Annotated in this window: 19 protein-coding genes and 1 pseudogene; 7 read left to right on the top strand and 13 right to left on the bottom strand. The window is 77.8% G+C overall.

Annotated features, from left to right (window positions below; all coding sequences use genetic code 11):
* Positions 1-146: 146 nt before the first annotated feature.
* Positions 147-581 carry a division/cell wall cluster transcriptional repressor MraZ gene (gene mraZ, locus AB0J00_RS18235; protein ID WP_357747386.1) on the bottom strand — a complete coding sequence of 145 codons (435 nt, stop codon included), beginning with the start codon at positions 579-581 and terminating at the stop codon, positions 147-149.
* Positions 582-1,051: 470 nt separating this feature from the next.
* Between mraZ and AB0J00_RS18230 the strand changes: the two genes are divergently transcribed.
* Genes AB0J00_RS18230 through AB0J00_RS18220 form a run of 3 tightly spaced genes read left to right on the top strand, consistent with a single transcriptional unit; the run spans position 1,052 to position 5,747 of the window.
* Positions 1,052-2,032 carry an AAA family ATPase gene (locus AB0J00_RS18230; RefSeq protein ID WP_357747565.1) on the top strand — a complete coding sequence of 327 codons (981 nt, stop codon included), beginning with the start codon at positions 1,052-1,054 and terminating at the stop codon, positions 2,030-2,032.
* A gap of 5 nt (positions 2,033-2,037) precedes the next feature.
* A complete protein-coding gene (locus AB0J00_RS18225) occupies positions 2,038-3,399 on the top strand; it encodes a DUF58 domain-containing protein (RefSeq protein WP_357747384.1) in 1,362 nt (453 codons plus the stop codon).
* Complete coding sequence (locus AB0J00_RS18220) at positions 3,396-5,747, top strand: DUF3488 and transglutaminase-like domain-containing protein (RefSeq protein ID WP_357747382.1); 2,352 nt, start codon at positions 3,396-3,398, stop codon at positions 5,745-5,747. The genes AB0J00_RS18225 and AB0J00_RS18220 overlap by 4 nt, the downstream gene beginning before the upstream one ends.
* A 200-nt stretch (positions 5,748-5,947) precedes the next feature.
* Here the strand turns inward: AB0J00_RS18220 and AB0J00_RS18215 are convergent, their stop codons facing one another.
* The 6 genes from AB0J00_RS18215 to AB0J00_RS18190 all read right to left on the bottom strand — a co-directional run bounded on the left by AB0J00_RS18215 (position 5,948) and on the right by AB0J00_RS18190 (position 11,071).
* A complete protein-coding gene (locus AB0J00_RS18215; RefSeq protein WP_357747380.1) occupies positions 5,948-6,358 on the bottom strand; it encodes a DUF3040 domain-containing protein in 411 nt (136 codons plus the stop codon).
* 144 nt (positions 6,359-6,502) lie between these two features.
* Positions 6,503-7,780 carry a DNA polymerase IV gene (gene dinB / locus AB0J00_RS18210; RefSeq protein ID WP_357747378.1) on the bottom strand — a complete coding sequence of 426 codons (1,278 nt, stop codon included), beginning with the start codon at positions 7,778-7,780 and terminating at the stop codon, positions 6,503-6,505.
* Positions 7,781-7,999: 219 nt separating this feature from the next.
* Positions 8,000-8,728 carry a glycosyltransferase gene (locus tag AB0J00_RS18205; protein ID WP_357747375.1) on the bottom strand — a complete coding sequence of 243 codons (729 nt, stop codon included), beginning with the start codon at positions 8,726-8,728 and terminating at the stop codon, positions 8,000-8,002.
* On the bottom strand, positions 8,725-9,339 hold the full coding sequence (locus AB0J00_RS18200; RefSeq protein ID WP_357747373.1) for an SAM-dependent methyltransferase: 615 nt from the start codon (positions 9,337-9,339) through the stop codon (positions 8,725-8,727). Before AB0J00_RS18200 ends, AB0J00_RS18205 begins: the two co-directional genes overlap by 4 nt.
* Positions 9,336-10,079 carry a PIG-L family deacetylase gene (locus AB0J00_RS18195; protein WP_357747371.1) on the bottom strand — a complete coding sequence of 248 codons (744 nt, stop codon included), beginning with the start codon at positions 10,077-10,079 and terminating at the stop codon, positions 9,336-9,338. Before AB0J00_RS18195 ends, AB0J00_RS18200 begins: the two co-directional genes overlap by 4 nt.
* Entirely contained in the window at positions 10,076-11,071 is a 996-nt protein-coding gene (locus tag AB0J00_RS18190; RefSeq protein ID WP_357747369.1) for an acyl-CoA dehydrogenase family protein, read from the bottom strand. Before AB0J00_RS18190 ends, AB0J00_RS18195 begins: the two co-directional genes overlap by 4 nt.
* 123 nt (positions 11,072-11,194) lie before the next feature.
* On the opposite strand from AB0J00_RS18190, the gene AB0J00_RS18185 reads away from it, so the two are divergent.
* Genes AB0J00_RS18185 through AB0J00_RS18175 form a run of 3 tightly spaced genes read left to right on the top strand, consistent with a single transcriptional unit; the run spans position 11,195 to position 13,791 of the window.
* Complete coding sequence (locus AB0J00_RS18185; RefSeq protein WP_357747367.1) at positions 11,195-11,485, top strand: BatC protein; 291 nt, start codon at positions 11,195-11,197, stop codon at positions 11,483-11,485.
* 4 nt (positions 11,486-11,489) lie between these two features.
* A complete protein-coding gene (locus tag AB0J00_RS18180; protein ID WP_357747364.1) occupies positions 11,490-12,821 on the top strand; it encodes a cupin domain-containing protein in 1,332 nt (443 codons plus the stop codon).
* Entirely contained in the window at positions 12,802-13,791 is a 990-nt protein-coding gene (locus AB0J00_RS18175) for a sucrase ferredoxin (protein ID WP_357747362.1), read from the top strand. The genes AB0J00_RS18180 and AB0J00_RS18175 overlap by 20 nt, the downstream gene beginning before the upstream one ends.
* A gap of 3 nt (positions 13,792-13,794) precedes the next feature.
* Here the strand turns inward: AB0J00_RS18175 and AB0J00_RS18170 are convergent, their stop codons facing one another.
* Genes AB0J00_RS18170 through AB0J00_RS18145 form a run of 6 tightly spaced genes read right to left on the bottom strand, consistent with a single transcriptional unit; the run spans position 13,795 to position 21,207 of the window.
* Positions 13,795-14,946: a nucleotide pyrophosphatase/phosphodiesterase family protein gene (locus AB0J00_RS18170; RefSeq protein ID WP_357747359.1), complete on the bottom strand. Its 1,152-nt coding sequence runs from the start codon at positions 14,944-14,946 to the stop codon at positions 13,795-13,797.
* Positions 14,943-15,686 carry a methyltransferase domain-containing protein gene (locus tag AB0J00_RS18165; protein WP_357747357.1) on the bottom strand — a complete coding sequence of 248 codons (744 nt, stop codon included), beginning with the start codon at positions 15,684-15,686 and terminating at the stop codon, positions 14,943-14,945. Before AB0J00_RS18165 ends, AB0J00_RS18170 begins: the two co-directional genes overlap by 4 nt.
* A 30-nt stretch (positions 15,687-15,716) precedes the next feature.
* On the bottom strand, positions 15,717-16,226 hold the full coding sequence (locus AB0J00_RS18160; protein WP_357747355.1) for a hypothetical protein: 510 nt from the start codon (positions 16,224-16,226) through the stop codon (positions 15,717-15,719).
* 51 nt (positions 16,227-16,277) lie between these two features.
* Positions 16,278-20,039, bottom strand: coding sequence for a DNA polymerase III subunit alpha (locus tag AB0J00_RS18155; protein ID WP_357747352.1), 3,762 nt, complete (start codon positions 20,037-20,039; stop codon positions 16,278-16,280).
* The gene (locus AB0J00_RS18150; RefSeq protein WP_357747350.1) at positions 20,036-20,875 is read right to left on the bottom strand and encodes an SAV_6107 family HEPN domain-containing protein; all 840 of its coding nucleotides are present in this window, start codon (positions 20,873-20,875) and stop codon (positions 20,036-20,038) included. Before AB0J00_RS18150 ends, AB0J00_RS18155 begins: the two co-directional genes overlap by 4 nt.
* Complete coding sequence (locus AB0J00_RS18145) at positions 20,875-21,207, bottom strand: DUF6504 family protein (RefSeq protein WP_357747348.1); 333 nt, start codon at positions 21,205-21,207, stop codon at positions 20,875-20,877. Before AB0J00_RS18145 ends, AB0J00_RS18150 begins: the two co-directional genes overlap by 1 nt.
* Positions 21,208-21,558: 351 nt before the next feature.
* On the opposite strand from AB0J00_RS18145, the pseudogene AB0J00_RS18140 reads away from it, so the two are divergent.
* Positions 21,559-21,756, top strand: a pseudogene (locus tag AB0J00_RS18140) (YbaK/EbsC family protein); the annotation flags it as partial.

Here is a 21,756-nt window from a genome sequence, read left to right as displayed (position 1 = left end):
GTGGGGACCCGACCCGTGCGGGGTGGGCGTCGAGCCGGGGGGAAGTCGGCTCGCCTGCCCGGGGTGGTCGAGCCGCGGGGAAGACGGCTCGGCCGGAGGACCGGGTGGTGCTGGTGGTGCAGGGGTCTCGAGGGGTGGACGGGGAGCTACGACAGGGTCGGCATCCCCTCGCTCTCCATGGCGGCGAACACGGCCTCTTGCTCTTCGACGTAGGCGTCCCACGAGGGGGCGTCCCAGATCTCGAAGCGGGTGTCGACCCCGACCACGACCACGTCGCGGTCCAGGCCGGCGTACTCCCGCAGGTTGGCGGGGATGGTGATGCGGCCGGTCTTGTCCGGCTCGACCTCGACCATCGACCCGAAGCTCATCCGCGCGTGCATGCGCGCGGCGTTGGTGTCGGCGGGGGCCATCGACTTGAGGGCGGCGCTCTGCTCGGCGACCCGGGCCATGGTCAGCCCGTAGATGCAGCGCTCCTGGCCCTTCTTGATCACCATGCCGTCGGCCACGAGCTCGCGGTAGCGGACCGGGAGGGCGAGCCGGCCCTTCTCGTCGAGGCGCAGGGGGTAGCTGCCGACGAACACCGGTGCACCCCCCGCATCTGGCCTCCCGTGGCTCTGCTGGGCCCGCTCCGTGGACCCTGCCTCCCCATTGCTCCACACACTAACCCACTGGCCCCCACTCGACACCACTCTGACCCGTGTCGCGCCCCTCTCCCCTCCCCGCCGTGCCGACGGGAGGCGTCCTGACTGCTCAGGACGCCGTCCGGGGGTCCGCCGGCACCCGGCGCCGGCCCGCGGTGGCGGCCGGGCGGGCTCCGGTGGGGGGAGGTGGGAGCCGCGACCGGCTCCTGGTGGGGGCCGGTGGGGCGGTTCGTGGGGCGGGGTGGGGAGCGACCGTGGGGCGGGGTGGGTCGGCCCCCGCACGGGCCGCCCGGCTTGGTCACCGCTCGATAACGATTTCGACGTACCGTGGTCCGGTGAGCGAGGGGACCGCAGAGCTGGAGTCGGGCCGCACCGGACTGGGGGCGCTGCACCCCGTGCCCGTCCCCGACCTGGAGCGCGCGGAGGCCGACCCCGCGCGGCTCGACCCCGCGCAGCTCGACGTCGCCGCCGAGGGCGCCCGGCTCGCGGCCTCCATCAGCCGGGTCGTCGAGGGCAAGCCCGACGTCGTCCGGCTGGCCCTGGTGGTGCTGCTGGCCGAGGGCCACCTGCTCATCGAGGACGTGCCGGGCGTCGGGAAGACGACCCTGGCCAAGGCGCTGGCCCGCTCGATCGACGGCACCGTGCGCCGCATCCAGTTCACCCCCGACCTGCTGCCCAGCGACGTCACCGGCGTGGCGGTCTACGACCAGGAGAGCCGGGCGTTCGAGTTCAAGCCGGGCGCGGTCTTCGCCAACCTGGTGGTCGCCGACGAGATCAACCGCGCCTCGCCGAAGACCCAGTCCGCGCTGCTGGAGTGCATGGAGGAGCGCCAGGTCACCGTCGACGGCGTCACCTACGAGCTGGCCCGGCCGTTCATGGTGGTCGCCACGCAGAACCCGCTGGAGATGGAGGGCACCTACCCCCTCCCCGAGGCGCAGCGCGACCGGTTCACCGCCCGGGTGTCGATGGGCTACCCCGGCCGGGACGCCGAGATCGCCATGCTCGACGAGCGGGCGGTCACCGACCCGCTCACCGCGCTCACCCCGGTCGCCGACGCCGCCATGGTCCGCGCGCTGGTCAGCGCGGTCGGCCGGCTGCACGTCGCCGAGGCGCTGCGGCGCTACGTGGTGTCGCTGGTCGAGGCCACCCGCCGTTCCCCCGACCTGCGGCTGGGCGCCTCGCCCCGGGCCGGGCTGCAGCTGCTGCGCGCCGCCCGGGCCACCGCCGCGCTGGCCGGCCGCGACCACGTCCTCCCCGACGACGTGCAGGCGATGGCCGTGCCGGTGCTGGCCCACCGGCTGCTGCTCTCCCCCGAGGCCGCGCTGGCCCGCCGGGACGCCGCGCGCGTGGTGACCGACCTGGTCGCCTCCGTCCCGGTCCCCCGGCACTGACCGCCGTGGCACGCGGGCGTCTGGCGGACGCCGCCTCGACCCTGACCGTGCGCGGCCGCTGCCTGGTCGCCGGCGGCCTGACCCTGCTCGTGCTCGGTGCGCTGCTCGGCGAGCGGTCGCTGGTGCAGCTCGCGCTGTTCGTGCTGGCGCTGCCGGTGCTGTCCGCGGTCGGCGTGGCCCGGCAGCGGTTCCGGCTCGCCTCCCGGCGCACCGTCACCCCGCCCCGGCTGGCCCGCGGCGCCGACGCCGAGGTGCTGCTGGAGGTCTCGAACACCGACCGCCGCGCCGGTGGTCTCTGGGTGCTGTCCGAGCAGCTCGCGCCGGAGCTGCAGGCCCGGCCGCGCTTCGTCGTCGACCGGCTGGGCAGCGGCGCGACCGCCGCGCTGCGCTACGGCCTGCACGGCGGCCGGCGCGGCCGGTTCACCCTCGGCCCGCTGCGGCTGCGGCTGGTCGACCCCTTCGGCCTGGTGCGGCGCACCGTCGCCGGCACCGACACCGCGTCGCTGCTGGTGGTGCCGCGGGTGCGCACCCTGCAGGGCGGCCCGTCGCTCGCCGGCGCGGGCGGCGACGGCGGCGAGGGCGCCCGACGGTCGATCGCCGTCCACGGCGAGGACGACGTGAGCACCCGGGAGTACCGGCACGGCGACGACCTGCGCCTGGTGCACTGGCGGGCCACCGCCCGCACCGGCGAGCTGATGGTCCGGCAGGAGGAGCGGCCCTCCCGCGCCTCGGCCACCGTCCTGCTCGACACCCGCGCGACCGCCCACCTGCTCGGCGGCCGGGGCGCGGCCACGCCCGCCGACCCCGGGGCGCCCCCGGACACGCTGGAGTGGCTGGTCGAGGCCGCGGCCACCATCGGCGCCCACCTGCTCGAGCGCGGCGCGGCGGTGCGGGTGGTCACCGACACCGGCGAGCTGCTGCCGGCGACCCGGCGCGGCGGGCTGACGACCGGCGACCTGCTCGAGCAGCTCGCGGTGCTGACGCCGTCCCGCTCGGCCGGGCTGCAGGTCGGCCTGGAGGCGCTGCGGCGCGCCGGGAACGGTCCGCTGGTCTGCCTGCTCGGCGCCGTCGAGCCCGAGGACGTCGCCGCCCTGGCCGGCAGCCGCTCCGGCCCCGGCCAGGACATCGCGGTGCTCATCGACCCGGCGAGCTGGCTGGACGCCGGCGCCACCCGCGGGCGGCGGCCGATGAACGCCAGCGCCCGCACCTACCTCCTCGAGCGGCAGGACGCCGCCACCCGCACCCTGCGGGCCGCGGGCTGGCAGGTCGTGGCCGCCCGCGCCGACCGGACCGTCGAGCAGGTGTGGGCCCAGCTGGCCGCACCGGCCGCGGCGCCCGTCCCCTGGGCCACGGGGGTGCCGGCGTGACCGCCACCCTGCCGCCCCGGGCGACGGTGCGCGCCTCGGCCACCTCCGCCGTCCACCCCGACGGCCGCCCGGCCGCGGGCACCGCGATCGCCGGCGGTGTCGCGGTGGTGCTCGGCTCGCTCGCGCTGGACCCGGTGTTCGCCGGCCGGTCGTGGCTGCCCCCGGTGGTGACGGCGGTGGCCCTGGTGGCGCTGTCCGGCGCCGGGCTGCGGGCGCTCGCCGCCCGGCTCGACGGCCCCGCGCGCGCCCTGACCCGGCCGCTGGTGCCGCTCGTGCAGCTGCTGCTGGTGTTCGCGATGCTCACCGCGGGCTACGCACCCGAGCAGGCGTGGGCCGGCGTCGTCCCCACCTGGGCGAGCACCGCCGACCTCGGCCACGTGCTCTCCACCGGCGTCACTGCGGTGAACGAGCAGGCCACCCCCGCGCTGCCGCTGACCGGTCTCGTCGCGCTCACCACCGTGTTCGTGGCGCTCATCGCGCTCGCCGTCGACCTGCTGGTCGCGGCCCGGCAACCGGCGCTCGGCGGTCTGGCCCTGCTGGTCGTCTACTGCGTCCCGGTCAGCACGATCACCGGCCACGTGCCGCTGGTCGCGTTCCTCGCCCCGGCCTGCGGCCTGGCCCTGCTGCTGTGGGCCGACCAGCGCTCGCGGCTGCCCGCCAGCCGGGCCGGCGCCGGCTCGCCGCTGGGCACCGGCACGCTGGCGGCGCTGCGGATCGGCGCGCTGGCCCTGGTGGCCGGCGTCGCCCTGCCGCTGGTCGTGCCGATGCTCGGCGAGGGGTCGCTGGCCAAGGGGTTCGGCGACGGCGGCGGGCCCGCGAGCACCGGCACCAAGCTCGACCCGGTGGCCGAGCTGCAGGGGCAGCTGACCCAGCCCGACCCGGTGGCGCTGCTGCGGGTGCGCTCCTCGGTCGAAGACCCCGGCTACCTGCGGGCGGTCGCGCTCGACGACTACACCGACGGCGGGTGGCGGATGGGCCGGCTGGACGGCGACCAGTCGATCGCCGGCCCGGGGCTGCTGCAGCAGCCGGTGGACCAGGGCTCCTACCGGTCGATCACCGAGACCGTCCAGGTGGTCGAGCACGACGACCAGTTCCTCCCGGTCCCCTACGGCCCGCTGCGGGTGCGCATGCAGGGCGGCGGCGCGGCGTGGCGGTACGACCCGGACACCGGCACCATCTTCGGGCGCGGCCAGACCACCGCCGGGAAGACCTACACGGTGAGCGCCGCCGAGCCGACCCCCTCGCCGGAGGCGCTCGCGGCGGCACCGGAACCCTCCCCCGGCGACCGGTTCACCCGCCGCTTCACCCAGGTGCCGCCGCTGGCCCCCGAGGTCACCGACCTGGTCGACGAGCTGACCGACCCCGGCCAGTCGCCCTACGAGCGGGTCATGGGGATCTACGACTACCTGACCGACCGGAGCAACGGCTTCACCTACAGCCTGTCGACGTCCCCGGGCACCAGCGGCGACCAGCTGGTCGACTTCCTGCGGAACAAGCGCGGCTACTGCGAGCAGTACGCCGGGTCGATGGCAGTGCTGGTGCGGGCGGCCGGGGTGCCGGCCCGGGTGGTGCTGGGCTACACCGCGGGTGAGAAGCGCGGCGACGACCGGGTGATCAGCACCAGCGACGCGCACGCCTGGGTGGAGGCCTTCTTCTCCGGGATCGGCTGGGTGCCCTTCGACCCGACGCCCATCGCCGACGGCCGCGCCGCGACCCTCGCCTGGGCGCCGCGGGCGGACTCCGCCCAGCCGATGACCAGCACCCCGGACACCGCGGATGCGCCGGCGCAGGAGCCCGCCCCCGCGCCCGCGCAGCTCCCCGAGGAGCAGGACTACGTGCCGCTGCCGACCGCGCAGGCGGTGCAGGACGAGACGCCGACCGGGTGGCTGGTCGCCGCAGCGCTCACGGGCGTGGTGCTCGTGCTGGCGCTCACCCCGGCGCTGGTACGCCGGCGGCAGCGGGCCCGGCGGCTGGCCGAGGGCAGCCCGGGCGCGCTGTGGGACGAGCTGCTGGCCCGCCTCACCGACCTCGGCACCCCCGCCGCCGGCACGGCCACGCCCCGGCAGCTGGGCCGCGAGCTCTCCGAACGGCTCGGCGGCAGCGATCCCGAGGTGCTGCCGGCGGTCCGCACGCTGGCCACGGCGGAGGAGCGGTCGGTCTACGCGCCCGCGGCCGCGGCCGACCCGGACGAGCTGCGCGCGGCGCTGCGCACCGTGCTGCGGTCGGTGGGCCGTGCGGCGACCCGCGGCCAGCGGGTGCGGGCGGCGCTCGCGCCGGCGTCGACGCTGACCGCGGCGGCGGAGTGGGTCGCGGCGCACACTCCCCGCCGGACCCGCCCCGCCGCCTGACGCCCGCGCGGCTCGACCCTCCCCCCGGCCGGGTCGACCCGCTGGAGCTGACGTAGGGCCGCGCCACGGCACGGCTCGACCTCCGGTCACCCGGCTCGACCCTGCCGCCGGCCGGGTCGAGCCGCGCTGCACGTCGTCCGCACCCGGAACGGCGAACGGCCGCCGTCCCGGAGGACGGCGGCCGTTCGGCGGAGTACGGGCTACTGGTCGTAGCGGCGGCGGAAGCGCTCCTCGAGCCGGTTCTTCAGCGGCTGCTTGCGGGCCTTGGGGCCCTTCGGGCCGGCGCCGCGGCGGCCGCCGGCGGGACGCGCACCGGGCGCGGCCGCCTCGGGGGCGTTGCTGGTGCCGGTCTTGAAGTTCAGGACGGCGAGGGCCCCGCCGGCGAACATCACCAGGGCACCGATGACGCCGAGCACCACCGACGGGACGGCGACGCCACCGACCATGCCGGCCAGGCCGATCGGGATGAGCACCACCCCGAGCTGGAACCGGCGGCGGGCCTTGGACCTGCGGCTGCCACTGCGCACGGCGGAGGCGAACTTCGGGTCCTCATCGACGAGGCTGCGCTCGATCTGCTCCAGCAGACGCTGCTCGTGTTCGGAGAGCGGCACGTCGACCTCCATGGGCGCAATGCAAAAGGGCCACCGGCGGCGATCCGCCCGCGGTGCCTCCGAGGATACGAGCCGTTCGCGGGCTGCGAAAGGCGAGCGGGCACGGTGTCCCCGTCCGGAGGGTGACATGAGCCGCACGGTCGGTCAGCCCGGCGGCCTCGGCGCGTCCGGACGGTGCCCACGACCGGTGTCCGCGCTGGTCGGCGGGGTGCCCGCCCGGAGGTCGCCGCGGGAGGGCAGCGCGGCCCCGGTGCCGCCCCCCGGCACCCGGGTGCGGGCCAGCAGCGTGGCGGGCCGCACCGCACCGGCACCGAACCGGCGGGCGGCGCGGTCGGCGGCGAGCTCGGCGTCCCGGCGTCCGTGCTCCCGCGCCCCCAGCTCCAGCTGCCGCGGCGTGCCGTCGGCCTCGACCAGCCGCTCGGCCCGCACCCCGACCAGCCGGATCCGGGCCCGGTCCAGCCCGAGGGCGTCGTACAGCGCCCGCGCCGTGTCGTACAGCTCCTGCCCGACGTCGGTGGGCACCTCCAGGGTGCGCGAGCGGGTGATCGTGGTGAAGTCGGCGAACCGGACCTTGATGCTCACCGTGCGCGCCAGGTGCCCGGCCGACCGCAGCCGCCCGGCGGTCCGCTCGGCCAGGTGCAGCAGCTCGCGGTGCACCACCGCCGGGTCGTCGACGTCGGTGCCGAAGGTCTCCTCCGCCCCGGTCGACTTCTCCGGCTCGTCGGGCACCACCCGCCGCGGGTCGCGCCCCCAGGCCAGCTCGTGCAGGTGCGCCCCGGCGGCCGGCCCGAGCGCGCGCTGCAGGGTGCGCGCCGGCACGTGCGCCAGGTCGCCGACGGTGCGCAGGCCCAGCCGCAGCAGCACCTCCTCGGTCTTCGCCCCGACCCCCCACAGCGCGCCGACCGGCAGCGGGTGCAGGAAGTCCATGACCTCCGCCGGGCACACCACCAGCAGCCCGTCGGGCTTGGCCCGGGTGGAGGCGAGCTTGGCGACGAACTTGCTGCCGGCCACGCCGACCGAGCAGGTGATGCCCTGCTCGTCGAAGACCCGGCCCCTGATGTACTCGCCGATGGCGACCGGGTTGCCGAGCCGGCGCCCGGCCCCGGAGACGTCCAGGAACGCCTCGTCCAGGCTCAGCGGCTCGACCAGCGGGGTGATCGAGCGGAACAGCGCCATCACCGAGCGGGAGACCTCGGCGTACAGCGCCAGGTCGCCGGGCAGCACGGTGGCGGTCGGGCACAGCCGCAGCGCCCGGGACGTCGGCATCGCGCTGTGCACCCCGTACGCCCGGGCCTCGTAGGTGGCCGAGGTGACCACGCCGCGGTTGCCGGCGCCGCCGACGATGACCGGCGTCCCGGCCAGCTCGGGGTGCCGGCGGACCTCGACGCTGGCGAAGAACGCGTCCATGTCGACGTGCAGCACCGTGCACCCCGCCGCGCGACCGGTCCCGCTCCCCGCCGCCCCGGCTCCTGTTCTGCCCGCCCAGCCCACCCTCGTCGCCTCCCCGCCGTCCCGAGGGCAGGGGTCACCGTGCCGCGGCGTCCCCACGCCCGGCCCGCGCCCTGCTCCCCTGCTCCCGGTACCCCTGCCCGCACGCACCCGACGTCCCCACGTCGAACACGTGTTCGACAGGGTAGCGGGTCAGTCCGCCGCGAGCCGGGAGGCGAGCCGGTCGAGGTCCGCGGCGAAGCCGTGGCGCGCGCGGGCCACCCGCCGGGACGACGTCCGCACCGGCGCCACCGGGCTGCGCAGCACCTCCGCCCCGGCGGCCACCAGCGCGTCGACCAGGCCGTGGTCCTCGCCGACCAGCACCGGCGGGAACCCGCCGGCCGCGAGGTAGGCACTGCCCCGGACGCCGAGGTTCGCGCCGTGCACGTGCGGGTGCTCGGCACCCGGCACGGCCCGCCAGCCGTCGTAGCCGGCGGTGAACCCCGCCTCGGCCCCCGGCGGGAAGCCCGACCAGTCGTCGACGACCACCGTGCCGGCGACCGCGTCGGCCCCCGACTCGGCGGCCGTCCGCTGCCCGACCAGCCAGTCCGGGGGCACCCGGCTGTCGGCGTCGGTGCACGCCAGCCAGACCCGGTCGGCGGGGACCCACTCCCGCGCCGCGGTGCGCAGGGCCTGCCGGGCCCCGAGGTCACGGGCCGCACCCACGCCCCGGCCGGCTCCGGGCACGACGGCGACCCCGGCCGCCTCGGCGACGGCCGCGGTCCGGTCGGTGCAGCCGTCGGCCACGACCAGCACCCCCACCGCCACCCCGGTCAGGCCCGGGTGGGCCGCCGCGGCGGCCAGCGCGGCCAGGCAGCCGGGCAGCAACGCCGCCTCGTCGCGGGCGGGCACCACGACCGCGAGCACGTCGACCCGGCTCACCAGAGGTCCTCGGCGGCGGCCACCGAGGCCGCCCGCACGTCGCCGGCGGGCGCCGCGACCCAGCAGTCCAGCAGCAGGTCCGGCTCCTCGTGGGTGGCGACCCGCGGCCACGGCAGCGCGGCCCGCAGCGCCGCGTGGACGGCGTCCCCGGTCTGCGGGTACTCCGGCACCGGGTGCCGCCAGTGCACCGCGACCAGCGTGCCGCCGGGCCGGACCGCGGTGCGCGCCTGGGCGAGGAACGCCTGCAGGTCGTCGTCCCCCAGGTAGTAGAGGACCTCGGACAGCACCAGCAGGTCGACCGCGGGCAGCGGGCGGTGCGGCACCACGGCCTGCTCGACGCGCACGTGCGGGTCGCCGGCGACCCGCGCGGCAGCGCGCCGCACCGCCGCGCCGCTGGCGTCCCAGGCGGTGAGCCGGTCGCAGCGGGGCGCGAGCCGGGCGGTGAGCTCGCCGACCGAGCAGCCCACCTCGAGCGCCTCGGCGTACCGCCGGAGCGGCAGCACGGCGGTGGTCAGCGCGTACTTGCGCTCCTCGTACCAGCGGGTGCGCATCGACCACGGGTCGTCCGCGGCGGCGTACATCGCGTCGAAGAAGCTCGGCGGCAGCGTCATGCCAGCAGCACCTCGGTGTCCCGGTCGAAGTGGGCGAGCACGTCCGGCGGCAGCACCGCGCGGTCGGCCGGGGCGGGGCCCACGGGGCGCACCTGGGTGGTGAACCGCCCGACGGCCTCCCGCTTGGCGGCGCGCACCGCCGGCGGCAGGTCGACCCGGTGCGCGCTCCGCCACGGCACCCGCGGGTCGTCCGGGACCGCCCAGTGCCAGGTCCACACCGGGTACTGCCACACGGGCACCCCGAGCGCCCGGCCGGCGGCCACCGCGGCGCGGCCGACGGCCTCGTGGTCCGGGTGCGCGTCCCCGGTCCACGGCGCCAGGACGGCGTCGCAGCCGCCCACCGCGGCAGCGAGCCGGTCGGTGAGCTCGGGCTCGCGCGCGGCCAGCCCCGAGTCGGGCAGCCGCAGCCGGGTGGTCTCCGCGGCGACGCCGAGCGCGGCCAGCGCGTGCCCCGTCTCGGCGACCCGCAGCGCGGCCAGCTCCCCGGGGGTGTGCACGGTGCTGCCGGGGTGGCTGCCCTCGCCGTCGGTGGCGGCGACCAGGGTGAGCGCCACGCCCGCCGCAGCCAGCAGCGCCATCACGCCGCCGGCACCCAGCACCTCGTCGTCCGGGTGCGCCGCGCAGACCGCCACCCGCCGCCAGGTGGGGTCCGGCGCCCACCGCGGCCAGCGCTGCCCGTCCAGCCACGCCGTCCAGACCGGTTCCCCGGTGCCCGGGGCGGCGATCCGGTCCTCGGTCACGCCCGCTCCCGCACCAGCGCGCCGAGCGCGGCGAGGTCCCGCTCGCCGTGGTGCTGGCGGAGGTACACGGTCAGGTCGGCGACCCGCTGGGCGTGCTCCCCGTCGTGCGCGAGGGGACCGGCGCCCAGCGTCCGGCCCACGACGGCCAGCACCCGCTCCGCCGCGGTGGCGGTGAGCGCGCGCACCCGCTGCGCCCGGAGCTGGGCGGTGCCCGCGCGGTCGAGCGGGTCGGCGTCGACCTCGGCGGCCGCGACCTGCAGCGCCGCGTCCACCCCGGACAGCTGGACGTCGACCTCGCCGAGCGCGGCGTCCCGCAGCGGGTCGGGCCCCCTCTCGCGAGCGGCCGCGGTCAGCGCCGCGGCCACGCCGCGGGCACCGCCCGCCCAGACCGCGGCGACCCCGATCCCGCCGTGCCAGAACCCCGGCCGGTCCAGGTAGGCGCGTGGTCCGCCCACCGGTACGGCCGGCACCCCGTCGAGCAGCACGTCGGCGGTGTCGCTGCCGGCCATCCCGGCGTTCGCCCAGCTCCCCGGCCGCGCCGCGGCCCCCGGGTCGGCCAGGTCGACCAGGAAGAGCCGGCGCCCGTCGTCCGCGGTGGCGGTGACCAGGGCGGCGGTGAGCACCCGGGCGCCCGAGCACCACTGCTTGCGGCCGGTGAGCCGCCAGCCGTCCGCCGCCTCCCGGGCGCGCACCCCGCCCCCGGGGGGCTCGGCCGCCCACACCCCCAGCCGGGCCGTCGCCGGCACCGGCGGACCGCCCAGCTCCGCGAGGACCGCCACCGCGTCGGCGTGCCCCTCGGCGAGCCGGGCCAGCGCCAGGTCGCGCGCGCCGAGGTCGGCGAGCGCGCACCAGCGGTCGAGGGTGGCGCCGGCGCCCGGCAGGGGGAGGGACCAGCCGGCGTCGAGCAGCGCGCGGAACGCCGACGAGGCACGCCGGACGGCGTCCTCGTGGGGTGTCCGGCGCGGCTCACCGGCGTCCAGCGAGGTGGACATCGGGGTTGACCTTGCCACAGACCGGTTGCGCGCGACCGGCATGTGTGACGAGTGGATCACTGCGGTAGGAAGACCCCGGCGGCCACCGCACGGTGGCCGGTACGACGACGATCGGAGAACCCGATGGCGCTCGACGACGAGGACATGACCAGCACCGAGGGGCCGGCCGACTCCGGCGCCGGCGAGGGCACGCCCGGCCAGCACGACGGCGGTGCCGACGGCAGCGCTGACGGCGGCGCGGGCCACGACGGCGGCGCGGACGGCGGCGCTGACGGCGGCGCCGGCCACGACGGCGGCGCGGACGGCGGGGCCGACGGCGGCGCGGACGGCGGGGCCGAGGGCCCGGCCGACTCGGGTGCGGCCGACGGCGGCGCCGCGGGCGTGCACGACGGCGGCGCGGACGGCTCGGCCTGACCCCGTGTCCCTGAGCTCCCCGGGCCGGGCGGCGTCCTCCGCGGAGGACGACCGCCCGGCCCTGCGCCGCGCCACCGCCCTCGACCCCGAGGTCTTCGCCGCCGAGTACTGGTCGCGCCGGCCGCTGCTGGTGCGCGCCGCGGACACCGGCGCCTCGTTCGCCGACCTGCTCACCCTCGCCGACGTCGACGAGCTGCTGTCCCGCCGCGGGCTGCGCACGCCGTTCCTGCGGATGGCCAAGGACGGCGCCGTCATCGACCCCAAGCGGTTCACCACGACCGGCGGCGCCGGCGCCGAGGTGGCCGACCAGGTCTCCTCCGACTCGGTGCTGCGGCTGTTCGCCGACGGGGCCACCGTCGTGCTGCAGGGCCTGCACCGGCTGTGGCCGCCGGTGGTCGAGTTCGCCGACCAGCTCGCCGCCGACCTCGGGCACCCCACGCAGGTCAACGCCTACGTCACCCCGCCGGCCTCCCGCGGGTTCAACCCGCACTACGACGTGCACGACGTGTTCGTGCTGCAGGTCGCCGGCGAGAAGCACTGGACCATCCACGAGCCGGTGCTGACCGAGCCGCTGCGCACCCAGCCGTGGAACGACCGCGCCGCCGCGGTGGCCGCTGCCGCCGAGCGCGAGCCGGTGATCGACGCGGTGCTGCAGCCCGGCGACGTCCTCTACCTCCCCCGCGGCTACCTGCACTCGGCGACCGCGCTCGGGCAGATCAGCGCGCACCTGACCATCGGCGTCCACTCGGTCACCCGCTGGGCGGCCGCGGAACAGGTGCTCGACCAGGTGCGCACGCTGGCCGCCGACGACCCCGAGCTGCGGCACGCGATGCCGCTGGGCCTGGACCTCTCCCGGCCCGACGTCGTCGCCGACGACGTCGCCGCGGTGGTGGCGGGGCTGCGGACCTGGCTGGACCGGGTCGACCCGGCCGCCGTCGCCGAGGCGCTGCGCGCGCGGACCTGGGCGCAGGTGCGCCCGCAGCCGGTCGCCCCGCTGGCCCAGTCCGCGGCCGCTGCCGCGCTGGACGCCGACACGGTCCTGCGGCTGCGGCCACGGCTGCGGGTGCAGCTGCGCGAGCCGGTGGCCGACCGGGTCACCCTGGTCGGCGGCCGGCGGAACCACGACCTCCCGGCGGCGACCGCCCCGGCGCTCGCGGCGCTGGTCGCGGCCGGCGAGCTCAAGGTGGGCGACCTGCCCGGCCTGGAACCGGCCGACCAGCTGACGCTGGCCCGCCGGCTGGTCACCGAGTCGGTCGCGGTGGTCCCCGACGCGGTGGCCGAGCCCCCGCTGGCGGCGACGGGGCACGATGGAGGGCATGACGCGGTCGGTGGGTGAGGACTCCCCCGACTTCTGCCAGGAGGAGCCGGTCGCGCCGGCCCGCCCGGCCGGGCGGCTGGACGCCGGGCGCTGCTCGGTGCAGGCGCTGCTGCGGGGGGACGCCGTCACGGCGACGGCTCCCCCCGCGCGCCGCTGGCTGCTGGTCGAGCAGCCCGGCCCGTGGGGGCCCGACGCGCTGCTGGGCTCGCGGTTCGACCCGGCGGTGGCCCGGCCGCTGGCGGCGCGGGCCCGGGCGGCCGGCGTCCGGATCCAGCTGGTGCGCCGCCCCGGCGGCAGGCTGGGCGACTCCGGCATGCGCTGGGCGATCGCCGACACCACCCCGGGCGTGGAGACGGTGTGGTGGTCGACCCGCGAGGCGGACGCCGACCTGCTCGAGGTGGCGTGGGACGGGTCGGTGGGCGAGCCGTCCGCCGTCCCCACGTACCTGGTGTGCACCCACGGTGCGCACGACGCGTGCTGCGCCGTGCGCGGCCGGCCGCTGGCGCAGGGCCTGACCGCCGCGGGCGCGGCCGAGGTGTGGGAGACCAGCCACCTGGGCGGCGACCGGTTCGCGGCCAACGTGCTGGTGCTGCCCACCGGGCACGTCTACGGGCAGGTGCCGGCGGACGGCGCGGAGCTGGTGGCCGCGCACTCCCGCGGCGAGGTGGCGCTGCCCTGGCTGCGCGGGCGCGCCGGCTGGTCGCCGGCCGCGCAGGCCGCCCAGCAGTGCGCCCGCGAGGAGCTGGGCCTGCTCGGCGTGCACGACCTCGACCCGCGCGAGGTCGACCACCTGCCGTCCCCGGCCACCGGGGTCGACCGGTGGGCGGTCACCCTGGCCGGGCCGGACGGCGACGTGCTGGTCACCGTGGAGAGCCGCCCCTCGGAGGTGGCGGCGCTGACCACCTGCCGCGCGCTGCACCCGGTGCACTGGCGCACCTGGCACCTGGTGTCGCTCACCCCCAGCACCGCGCCCGTCGCGGCGCGCTGACCGTCAGGCGCCGCGCGCGACCAGCAGCGGGATGGCCAGCTCCGGGCGGGTGAGCGAGCCGTGGAAGGCGGCCAGCCGGGCGGGCCCCGGCTCGTGCGCGGGTGCGACGAACGCCCAGCTGCCGCGGGCGAAGGCGACGACGTTCCCGATGCGCCCGGCCAGCCCGTCGGCGACCGGGCCGAACACCCCGGCGGCCACCGCCTCGTCGCGGCCGGCCACCCAGGCGCGGTCGCCGAGCACCTCGGTCCAGGCGGCCAGCACGTCGTCGGCGGCGCCGGGCTCGGTGTGCACGTAGCGGGCACGCGGCTCGCCGGTGAGCAGCCGGACGCCGGCGGTCAGCCGCGGATCGGCCTCGGTGTCCAGCCGGGTGGCGGCCGGGACGTCGACCATCCCGTGGTCGGCGGTGACCAGCAGCGCGGCGTCGGCGGGCAGCTCCGCGACGACCTGCTCGACCAGCCGGTCGACCAGCGCGAGCTGGTGCCGCCAGGCCGGCGAGTCGACGCCGCGGACGTGGCCGGTGGTGTCCAGCTCGGACACGTAGCCGTAGGCCAGGGCGCGGGGGCCGGCCGCCAGCGCCTGGTGCAGCCCGGCGACCAGGTCACCGGGGCCGACCGCCGACCGGAACTGCGCGCCGCGGTAGACCGCCCGGGTCAGCCCAGAGCGCTCGAAGGCGTGCGGTGCCAGCACGGTGCAGGCCACGCCGTCGGCGGTCAGCTGCTCGAAGACGGTCGGCTGGGCCTGCCACGCGCGCGGGTCGGGGTCGTCGGTCCACTGCACGTGGTTGAGCACCCGGTGCCGGCCGGGCACCTCGGTGACGAAGCCGAGGACGCCGTGGCTGCCCGGGGGCAGGCCGGTGCCGAGGCTGGCGAGGCTGACCGGGGTGGTGCTCGGGCAGGGGGCGGACAGGACGCCGGCCGGGGTGGCCAGCGCGGTGAGCACCGGGGCGTCGTCGGGGTGGGCGGCCAGCAGGTCAGCACCCAGCCCGTCGACCAGCAGCACCGCGACCCGGCGGACGCCGTCGAGGGCCGGGACCAGCCCGAGCGGGTCGGCCGGCCCGCCGCGCGGGGCGCCCAGGACCGCGGCCGCACCGGGCAGCACGTCGGCGAGGGTGCCCGCGCCGTAGGGCGGGAGGTGCAGGTCGCCCGGCAGGGTCACGGACGGGTGGCGAGCACGTGCACCCCACCGGCGACGTCCCGGTAGGGCGAGGTGGGCGCCAGGGCGAGCTCGAGGGCCCGGACGGCGTCGGGGTCGGCGGTGGAGGCGGCGCCGAGCAGCTCGGCGACGACGGCGACGCCGCGCCACTCCCCCGGCTGCAGGCCGGCTGCGGCGACCAGGCCGAGCAGCTCCTCGGGGCTGAACCGGCGGCGGGCCGGGCGGTGGTCGCGGCCGGGGGCGGGGTCGGCGCCGGTGAGCAGCGCCCGCGCCTCGACCGGGTGGCCGCTCACCGCGCGGGCGAGGACGGCGCCGGCCCGGTTCGCCGACGCGGTGCTGAGGGTGCCACCGGGGCGCAGCACGTCGGCGATGGACCGCAGCGTGCTCGCCGGGTCGTCGACGACCTCGAGGACGAAGTGGCACAGCACCAGGTCGTACTGCTGCCGGCCGGCGTCGGGCAGCACGGCCAGCACCCGGTCGCCGTCGCCCTGCACGCCCTGGATGCGGTCGCCGGCGCCGGCGGTGGCGGCCCGGCGGGCCAGCGTGGCCAGCGCGTCGGCGCTCGGGTCCAGCACGGTCACCGCGTGGCCGAGCTGCGCCAGCGGGACGGCGAACATGCCGCTCCCGCCGCCGACGTCGAGCACCCGCAGCGGGGTGCCGGCGGAGACCAGCGGGTCGAGCGCGGCCCAGATCGCGGCCGTGCGGGCGGGGGCCTGGGCGGCGGCGGAGTCGGTCAGGGGCACCCGTCGGAGCTTAGTGGCGGGAGCGCCCCCTCACCGGGTCCGCACCGGCGGGGGCCCACCCGCCGGACGGCGGAACGACATCACCCAGTTGACCGTCCAGGTCAGGCCCTGGTCGAAGGAGAACGACTGCTGCCAGACCGGGGTGTGCGCGTCGGCCCGCCACTCGAAGCGGACCAGCACCGGACGGCCACCGAGGACGTCCGCGCACTCGAAGAGACCCTGCTGCCCGGTGAAGCGGCCCACCACCGGCGGGTCCAGCCGGCCGGGGGCGCGGGTGGAGCTCCACCAGATGCTCCAGGTGCCGGTGCCCGGGTCGCACAGCCGCAGGCTCAGGCCCTCGAACGGCGGGCCGTCCGGCGGGTCGGGCACCTCCATCTGGTCGACGTTGCCGAGCCCGTGCTGGACCGGGCGCACCTCGCTGGTGGCGGCGAACTCCACCCACTCGGTGCAGCCGGGGTCGGTGACGTCGCGGAGCTTGCGGTTGTGCACCTCCCAGCGCCCGTGCAGGAAGTCGAAGGCGTCGGTACCGGTGCCGGTCATGCCGTGGACCCTGGCACCAGCTGCTGACGTTCCTGGTCGACGCCCCACCGCTCAGTGACCCGAGCTGCCCGGGCTGGAGTGCCAGAGCTTGCGCGGCGGTGCGCTCGCCGCGCGGCGGGCCGCCGTCGCGGCGTCCTCGCCGGCCGGCTTGATGTCGGCGTACGGCGACATCCGGAAACCGGTCGGGTGCACCAGCACCGGGCGGGTCATCACCGGGCGCGAGCTGCGGGAGGCCGCCGCGCCGGTGATCGCCTGCTCGGTGTACTCGCCCGGGGCGACCATCGCCTCGGCGACCGCGGCCAACCCGCCGGCCTCCCACGCCTCGTGCAACGCCGGCAGCTCCCACGCCCCGGTGGCCCGCATCGAGACCCCCCGCGGCCCGGTGCGGCGGACCACCCCGCGGACCACCAGCAGCCACGAGTGGAAGACGGTGGCCGCATAGGGGCCCTGCACGTCCTCGAAGAAGGTCGAGTCGGTGCAGCCGGTGCCGTCGTCGAGGGTCACGAAGACCACCCGCCGCCCGGAGCGGATCGGCGGCGTCTGGGTGGCCACCTTCACCCCGGCCACCAGCACCTCCGCGCCGCTGCGCGAGCCCAGCAGCTCGCCCGCCGGCACGGCCCCGAGCGCGGCCAGGAACGGCCGGTAGAACTCCACCACGTGCCGGCTGGCGTCCAGCCCCAGCACCTCGAGCTCGGCGCGCACCCGCTCGGCGTCGGTGAACTCCGGCAACCCGGAGCTGACGAACTCCGGCGGGCCGCCGGCATCGGTGCCGGCGACGTCGAACAGCCCCGGGGCGTCCTCCGCCGGGCCCGGTTCCGCCAGCCCGAAGAGGTCGAGGCCCAGCTGGCCGGTGCCGGCGGCCTTCGCGCCGCTGCGGCTCCACCGGTCGAGCTCGCCGATCTGCAGCAGCAGGTCGCGGCGGGTGACCGACTGCCGCCGCCGGGTCGGCCGCCCGCCCTCGCTGTCGCGCACCCCGAACCCGTAGACCGAGTCGAACCCGCCGGCGAGCACCAGCCGCTCCACCACCGGCCGGGACACGTGGGCCCGGGTCCAGAAGTCGGCCAGCGACCGGTAGGGCTGCCCGGCGACGATCCGGGCCACCTCGTCGTCGTTGATCCCCTTCACGTCGGCCAGCGACAACCGGATGCCGTACCGGCCCGGGGCGGGCATCGCCGGCGGCATCCACCCGGGCCGCTCGGCGGGCGGCTCCTCCGGGTCGGGCTCGACCCGCTCCACCCGGTAGGTGCCGGCCGAGGCGTTCACGTCCAGCCCCAGCACCCGCACCCCGAAGTTGCGGGCGTCGTCGAGGATCAGCCGCTTCGGGTACATGCCCGGGTCGTGGGTGAGCACCCCGGCCAGGAAGGCCGCGGTGTGGTGGGTCTTCAGCCAGGCCGACTGGTAGGTGGGCAGCGCGAACGCCGCCGCGTGCGCCTTGCAGAAGCCGAACGAGCCGAAGGCGACCAGCACCTCCCACACCCGCTCGGCCACCTCCTCGGCGTAGCCGGCGCCCAGCACCCGGGGCATGAACCAGGCCCGCACCTCGGGATGGGCGTCCTTCTCCCCCAGCGCCCGGCGCACCTCGTCGGCCTCGGCCAGGGTGCAGCCGGCCATCCGGGCCACGATCTGCAGCACCTGCTCGTGGAAGACCACCACGCCGGCGGTCTCCTCGAGGGCGAACGCCAGGTCGGGGTGGGGGTACTCCGGGTCGCGCCAGCCGTTCCGGGCCATCAGGAACGGGGTGACCATGTCGCTCTTCACCGGTCCGGGCCGGAACAGCGAGATGTCGATGATCAGGTCCTCGAACGTCTGCGGGCCGAACTTGCCGACCAGCTCCCGCTGCCCGGGCGACTCGATCTGGAACATGCCGAGCGTGCGGGTGCTGCGGATCAGCTCGAAGGTCGCCGGGTCGTCGCGCGGCACCGCGTCGATGTCGAGCTCCGTCCCGTCGACCCGGGCCACCTCGTCCATCGCGTGCGCGATGGACGACTGCATCCGGATGCCCAGCAGGTCGAGCTTGAGCAGCCCCAGCTCCTCGACGTCGTCCTTGTCGAACTGGCTCATCGGGTAGCCGAGGTAGCTGTTCTCCACCGGGGTGCGGTCGAGCAGCGTGGCGTCGGACAGCAGCACGCCGCACGGGTGCAGCGCGATGTGCCGGGGCAGCCCGTCGAGCCGGGCGACCAGGTCGAACATCAGGTCGAGGTCGCCGGTGCCGCCGCCGCGGCGGTTGCCCAGCCGGCTGGCCCGCAGCTCCGGCAGGTCGCGCAGCGCCGCGTGCACCTGGTTGGCCCGGATGTGCGGGAACGCCTTGGCCACCGCGTCGACCTCGCCCGGCGGCAGCCCGAGCGCGGCGCCGACGTCGCGGATGGCGTGCCGCACCCGGTAGGTGTCCATCATCGAGATGCAGCTGACCCGGTGCGCCCCGAACCGGTCGATGACCGCGTCGTAGACCTCCATCCGCCGGGCGGACTCCACGTCGATGTCGATGTCGGGCAGCTGGTGGCGCAGCGGCGAGAGGAACCGCTCCATCAGCAGGCCGTAGCGCATCGGGTCGACGTCGGAGATGCCCAGCAGGTAGGTGACCAGGCTGCCGGCGCCCGAGCCCCGGGCGGCCGCACGCACCCGCAGCTGCTTGACCAGCGCCACCACGTCGGCGACGGTGAGGAAGTACGACGGGTAGCCCAGCTGCTCGATGACGGCGAGCTCCTCGTCCAGCCGGCGGCGGACGGCGGTGGTGCCGGCCATGCCGCGCCGGCCGAAGCCGGCCTCGCAGCGGGCCCGCAGCACCTGGGCCGGACCCGCTCCCCGCTCGGCCGCGGTGGTGACCACGTCGAGCTCGGGGTAGCGGACGGTGCCGATGCCGAGGTCCTCGCGGACGTCGACGGCGCACTGCTCGGCGACCTTCGCAGTGGTGGCCAGCAACCGGGCCGCGACGTCGCGGTCGGGCCCGGCGAGGTCGTCGGCGACCGCGGCCATCTCCTTCCCCGACTTCAGGTACCCCTCGGCGGTGCGCCGGTCGACGTGCCGCTGGCCCAGCGGCACCAGCCGGCGGGCGGCGTCGAGCACGTCGGCGGTGGGCGCGTCGAGGGCGTCGACGTACCGGACGGCGTTGGTGAGCACCGCCGGCACCCCCGCCTCCTCGGCCAGCCGCAGCAGCGCCTGGGCGCGGGTGCGGTCGCCCTGGCCGAGGTGGTGGACCACCTCGACCGCCAGCTGACCTCCCGCCTCGCCGAACACCGACCGCCAGGCCGCCAGCCGGGCCCGGGCCAGGTCGGCCTGCCCGGCGGCGAGCGCCCGGCCCACCGAGGAGCCGGGCCCGAGCAGCGCGAGCAGCCCGGTCGCGTGCTGGGCGGCCAGCCGCAGCGAGCTCACCGGCTCACCGCGGGTGCCGCCCAGGTGGGTGGCGCTGGTCAGCCGGCACAGCGACGCCCAGCCCGCGCCGTCGCGGGCGAGGAAGGTGACCCGGGGCAGCCGCGGGTCGACGCTGGCCCCGCCGCGGGCGGGCAGCCGCCGGCCCGCCGGGTGGGCGCGCCGGTGCAGCTCCGCGGCGCGGATCCGCCCCGGCTCCTCCGGCTCGCCGCCGGCGAGCGGGTCGACGGCGAGGTCGACACCGAACAGCGGGCGGATGCCGGCCGACCGGCAGGCCACCGCGAACTTGACCGCGCCGTACAGCCCGTCGCGGTCGGTGAGCGCCAGCGCGCCCATGCCGTGCTCGGCGGCCCGGGCGACGAGGTCGGCCGGGTGGTTGGCGCCGTGCCGCATCGAGTAGCCCGAGGCGGTGTGCAGGTGGACGAAGGGGTCGGTGCCGCCGCTCACGGGCGGGGACGCGGCCGGCCGGGCCCCGGACGGCGGCCGTCGCCGGCCCCCGGTCGCGGGCGCACCGGGGCGCTCGGCGGCGTCCGGCTGATCGCCGTCTCGACCACCCGCAGGAAGGTGGCGGCGTCGCGCACCAGGTCGTCGGCCTCGCGGTCGGTGACCGCCGAGGACAGCCCCGCCTCGGCCGCGGCCCGCTTCGGCGCCCCGGCCGCGAAGAAGGTGGCCCACTCCCCCAGCTCGGGGGCGACCTGGCTGATCAGCACCCACGCGCTGCGCGGGCGGCGCCGACCGGTCTCCGGCTGGGTGCGGGCGGCCAGCACCGCCGCGGCGCCGCGCAGCGCGGCCAGGTGGGCGGTGGCGTACCGCCAGCCGGCGGCCGGCTCGGCGGCCGCCTCGGCCAGCCCGCGGTGGGCCTGGCCGAGCAGCTGCGCCGCGGCCACCGGCAGGGCCGGCGGGAGCGGCAGCTGCGGCTGCGACGGCGCGGCGGCCCGAGCGGGCGCCGGTGCGGGCGCGGGCGCCACCGCGGGTGCCTCGACCGGGGCCTGCGCCCTCGTCGTCCGCTCCTGGTCCACGCGTCCCCACCCCGTCCCGTCGTGCGTCCCGTGCGTCGTGGCCGGCTCCGGCTGCGCCGGCACCAGCTCCAGCTCGCCCTGCACCGCACCGCTCCCGGCCGACTCGAGCCGGGCCACCCGGTTCGGCTCGCGCTGCGCGCCCCGCCCGGCCCGCGCCCGGCGCACCGGTGCCGGCAGCTCGTCGGCGGGCAGCAGGCTGAGGGCCTCTCCAGCACCCACCAGACCAGCACCCACCAGACCGGCGCCCACCAGACCGGCGCCCATCAGTCGTGCACCCGGACCAGCAGCCACTGGTTGCCCGCCGGCTCCCAGGACAGGTCGAACACCCCGGCGAAGGTGCGCCGCGACCGGCCGACCCGCACCGCCTCCACCCGCCACACCTGCCGGGTGGCGACCAGGTCGGCCGACGCGCCGCCCTGCCGGCCCCCGCCGGTCACGCCCTCCCACCACGGCGCGGTCTCCACCCAGGAGTCGAGCAGCTCCCCCACCTCGTAGCGGGTCTGGCCGCGCCAGAACCCGGCCGGCCCCGACGGCCCCCGCTCGACCTGCACCTCTTCACTGACGTGGCCACCGGCCCCGACGAGCACCCGGCTCATGACAGACTCCGCACTCTCGCCCCCCACCGAGTGCCGCACCCCGACAGGGAAGCCGCCTCGCGAGGCGCCGGGTCACGTGCTCGGTGTTCGAACAGGTGTTCGAACACCGAGAAGTAGACCGGACCCCACCGACAGCGTCAAGCCGACGCGGCGTGTCCGTGGACCGTGTCGGTGCAGTCACAGCAACGACCGCGCCACCGGCCTGACCAGCCCGGACACCGGCGCATCCTGCACCCCACCTCTGACGATCGGGACGAGCTCGTCCACGGACCGGCCCGCGAGGGGACCGCGGAGCGGTGTGCACCGGTCCGGCCGGGGCGCCGCCGCCGCGTCGATGGCAGGATCACCGCCATGACCGCGCCCGAGCACCCCCGGGTGGCCGAGGTGGTCCGCGCGCTGCGCGCCGCCGGGGCCGCCGGCGAGGTGCGGGCGCTGCCCGGCAGCGCCCCCCCCGCGGCGACCGCCGCCCCCCCCCGGGGGGGGGCGGGGGGGGCGGGGGGCACCAGCCTGGGGTTAGTCGGGGACGGCGCGCCGCGGCTGGGGCTCACC

It is taken from the genome of Modestobacter sp. NPDC049651 (genome assembly GCF_040659695.1).
Taxonomy (GTDB): Bacteria; Actinomycetota; Actinomycetes; order Mycobacteriales; family Geodermatophilaceae; genus Modestobacter.
This window is presented reverse-complemented; position numbering and strand designations above follow the sequence as displayed.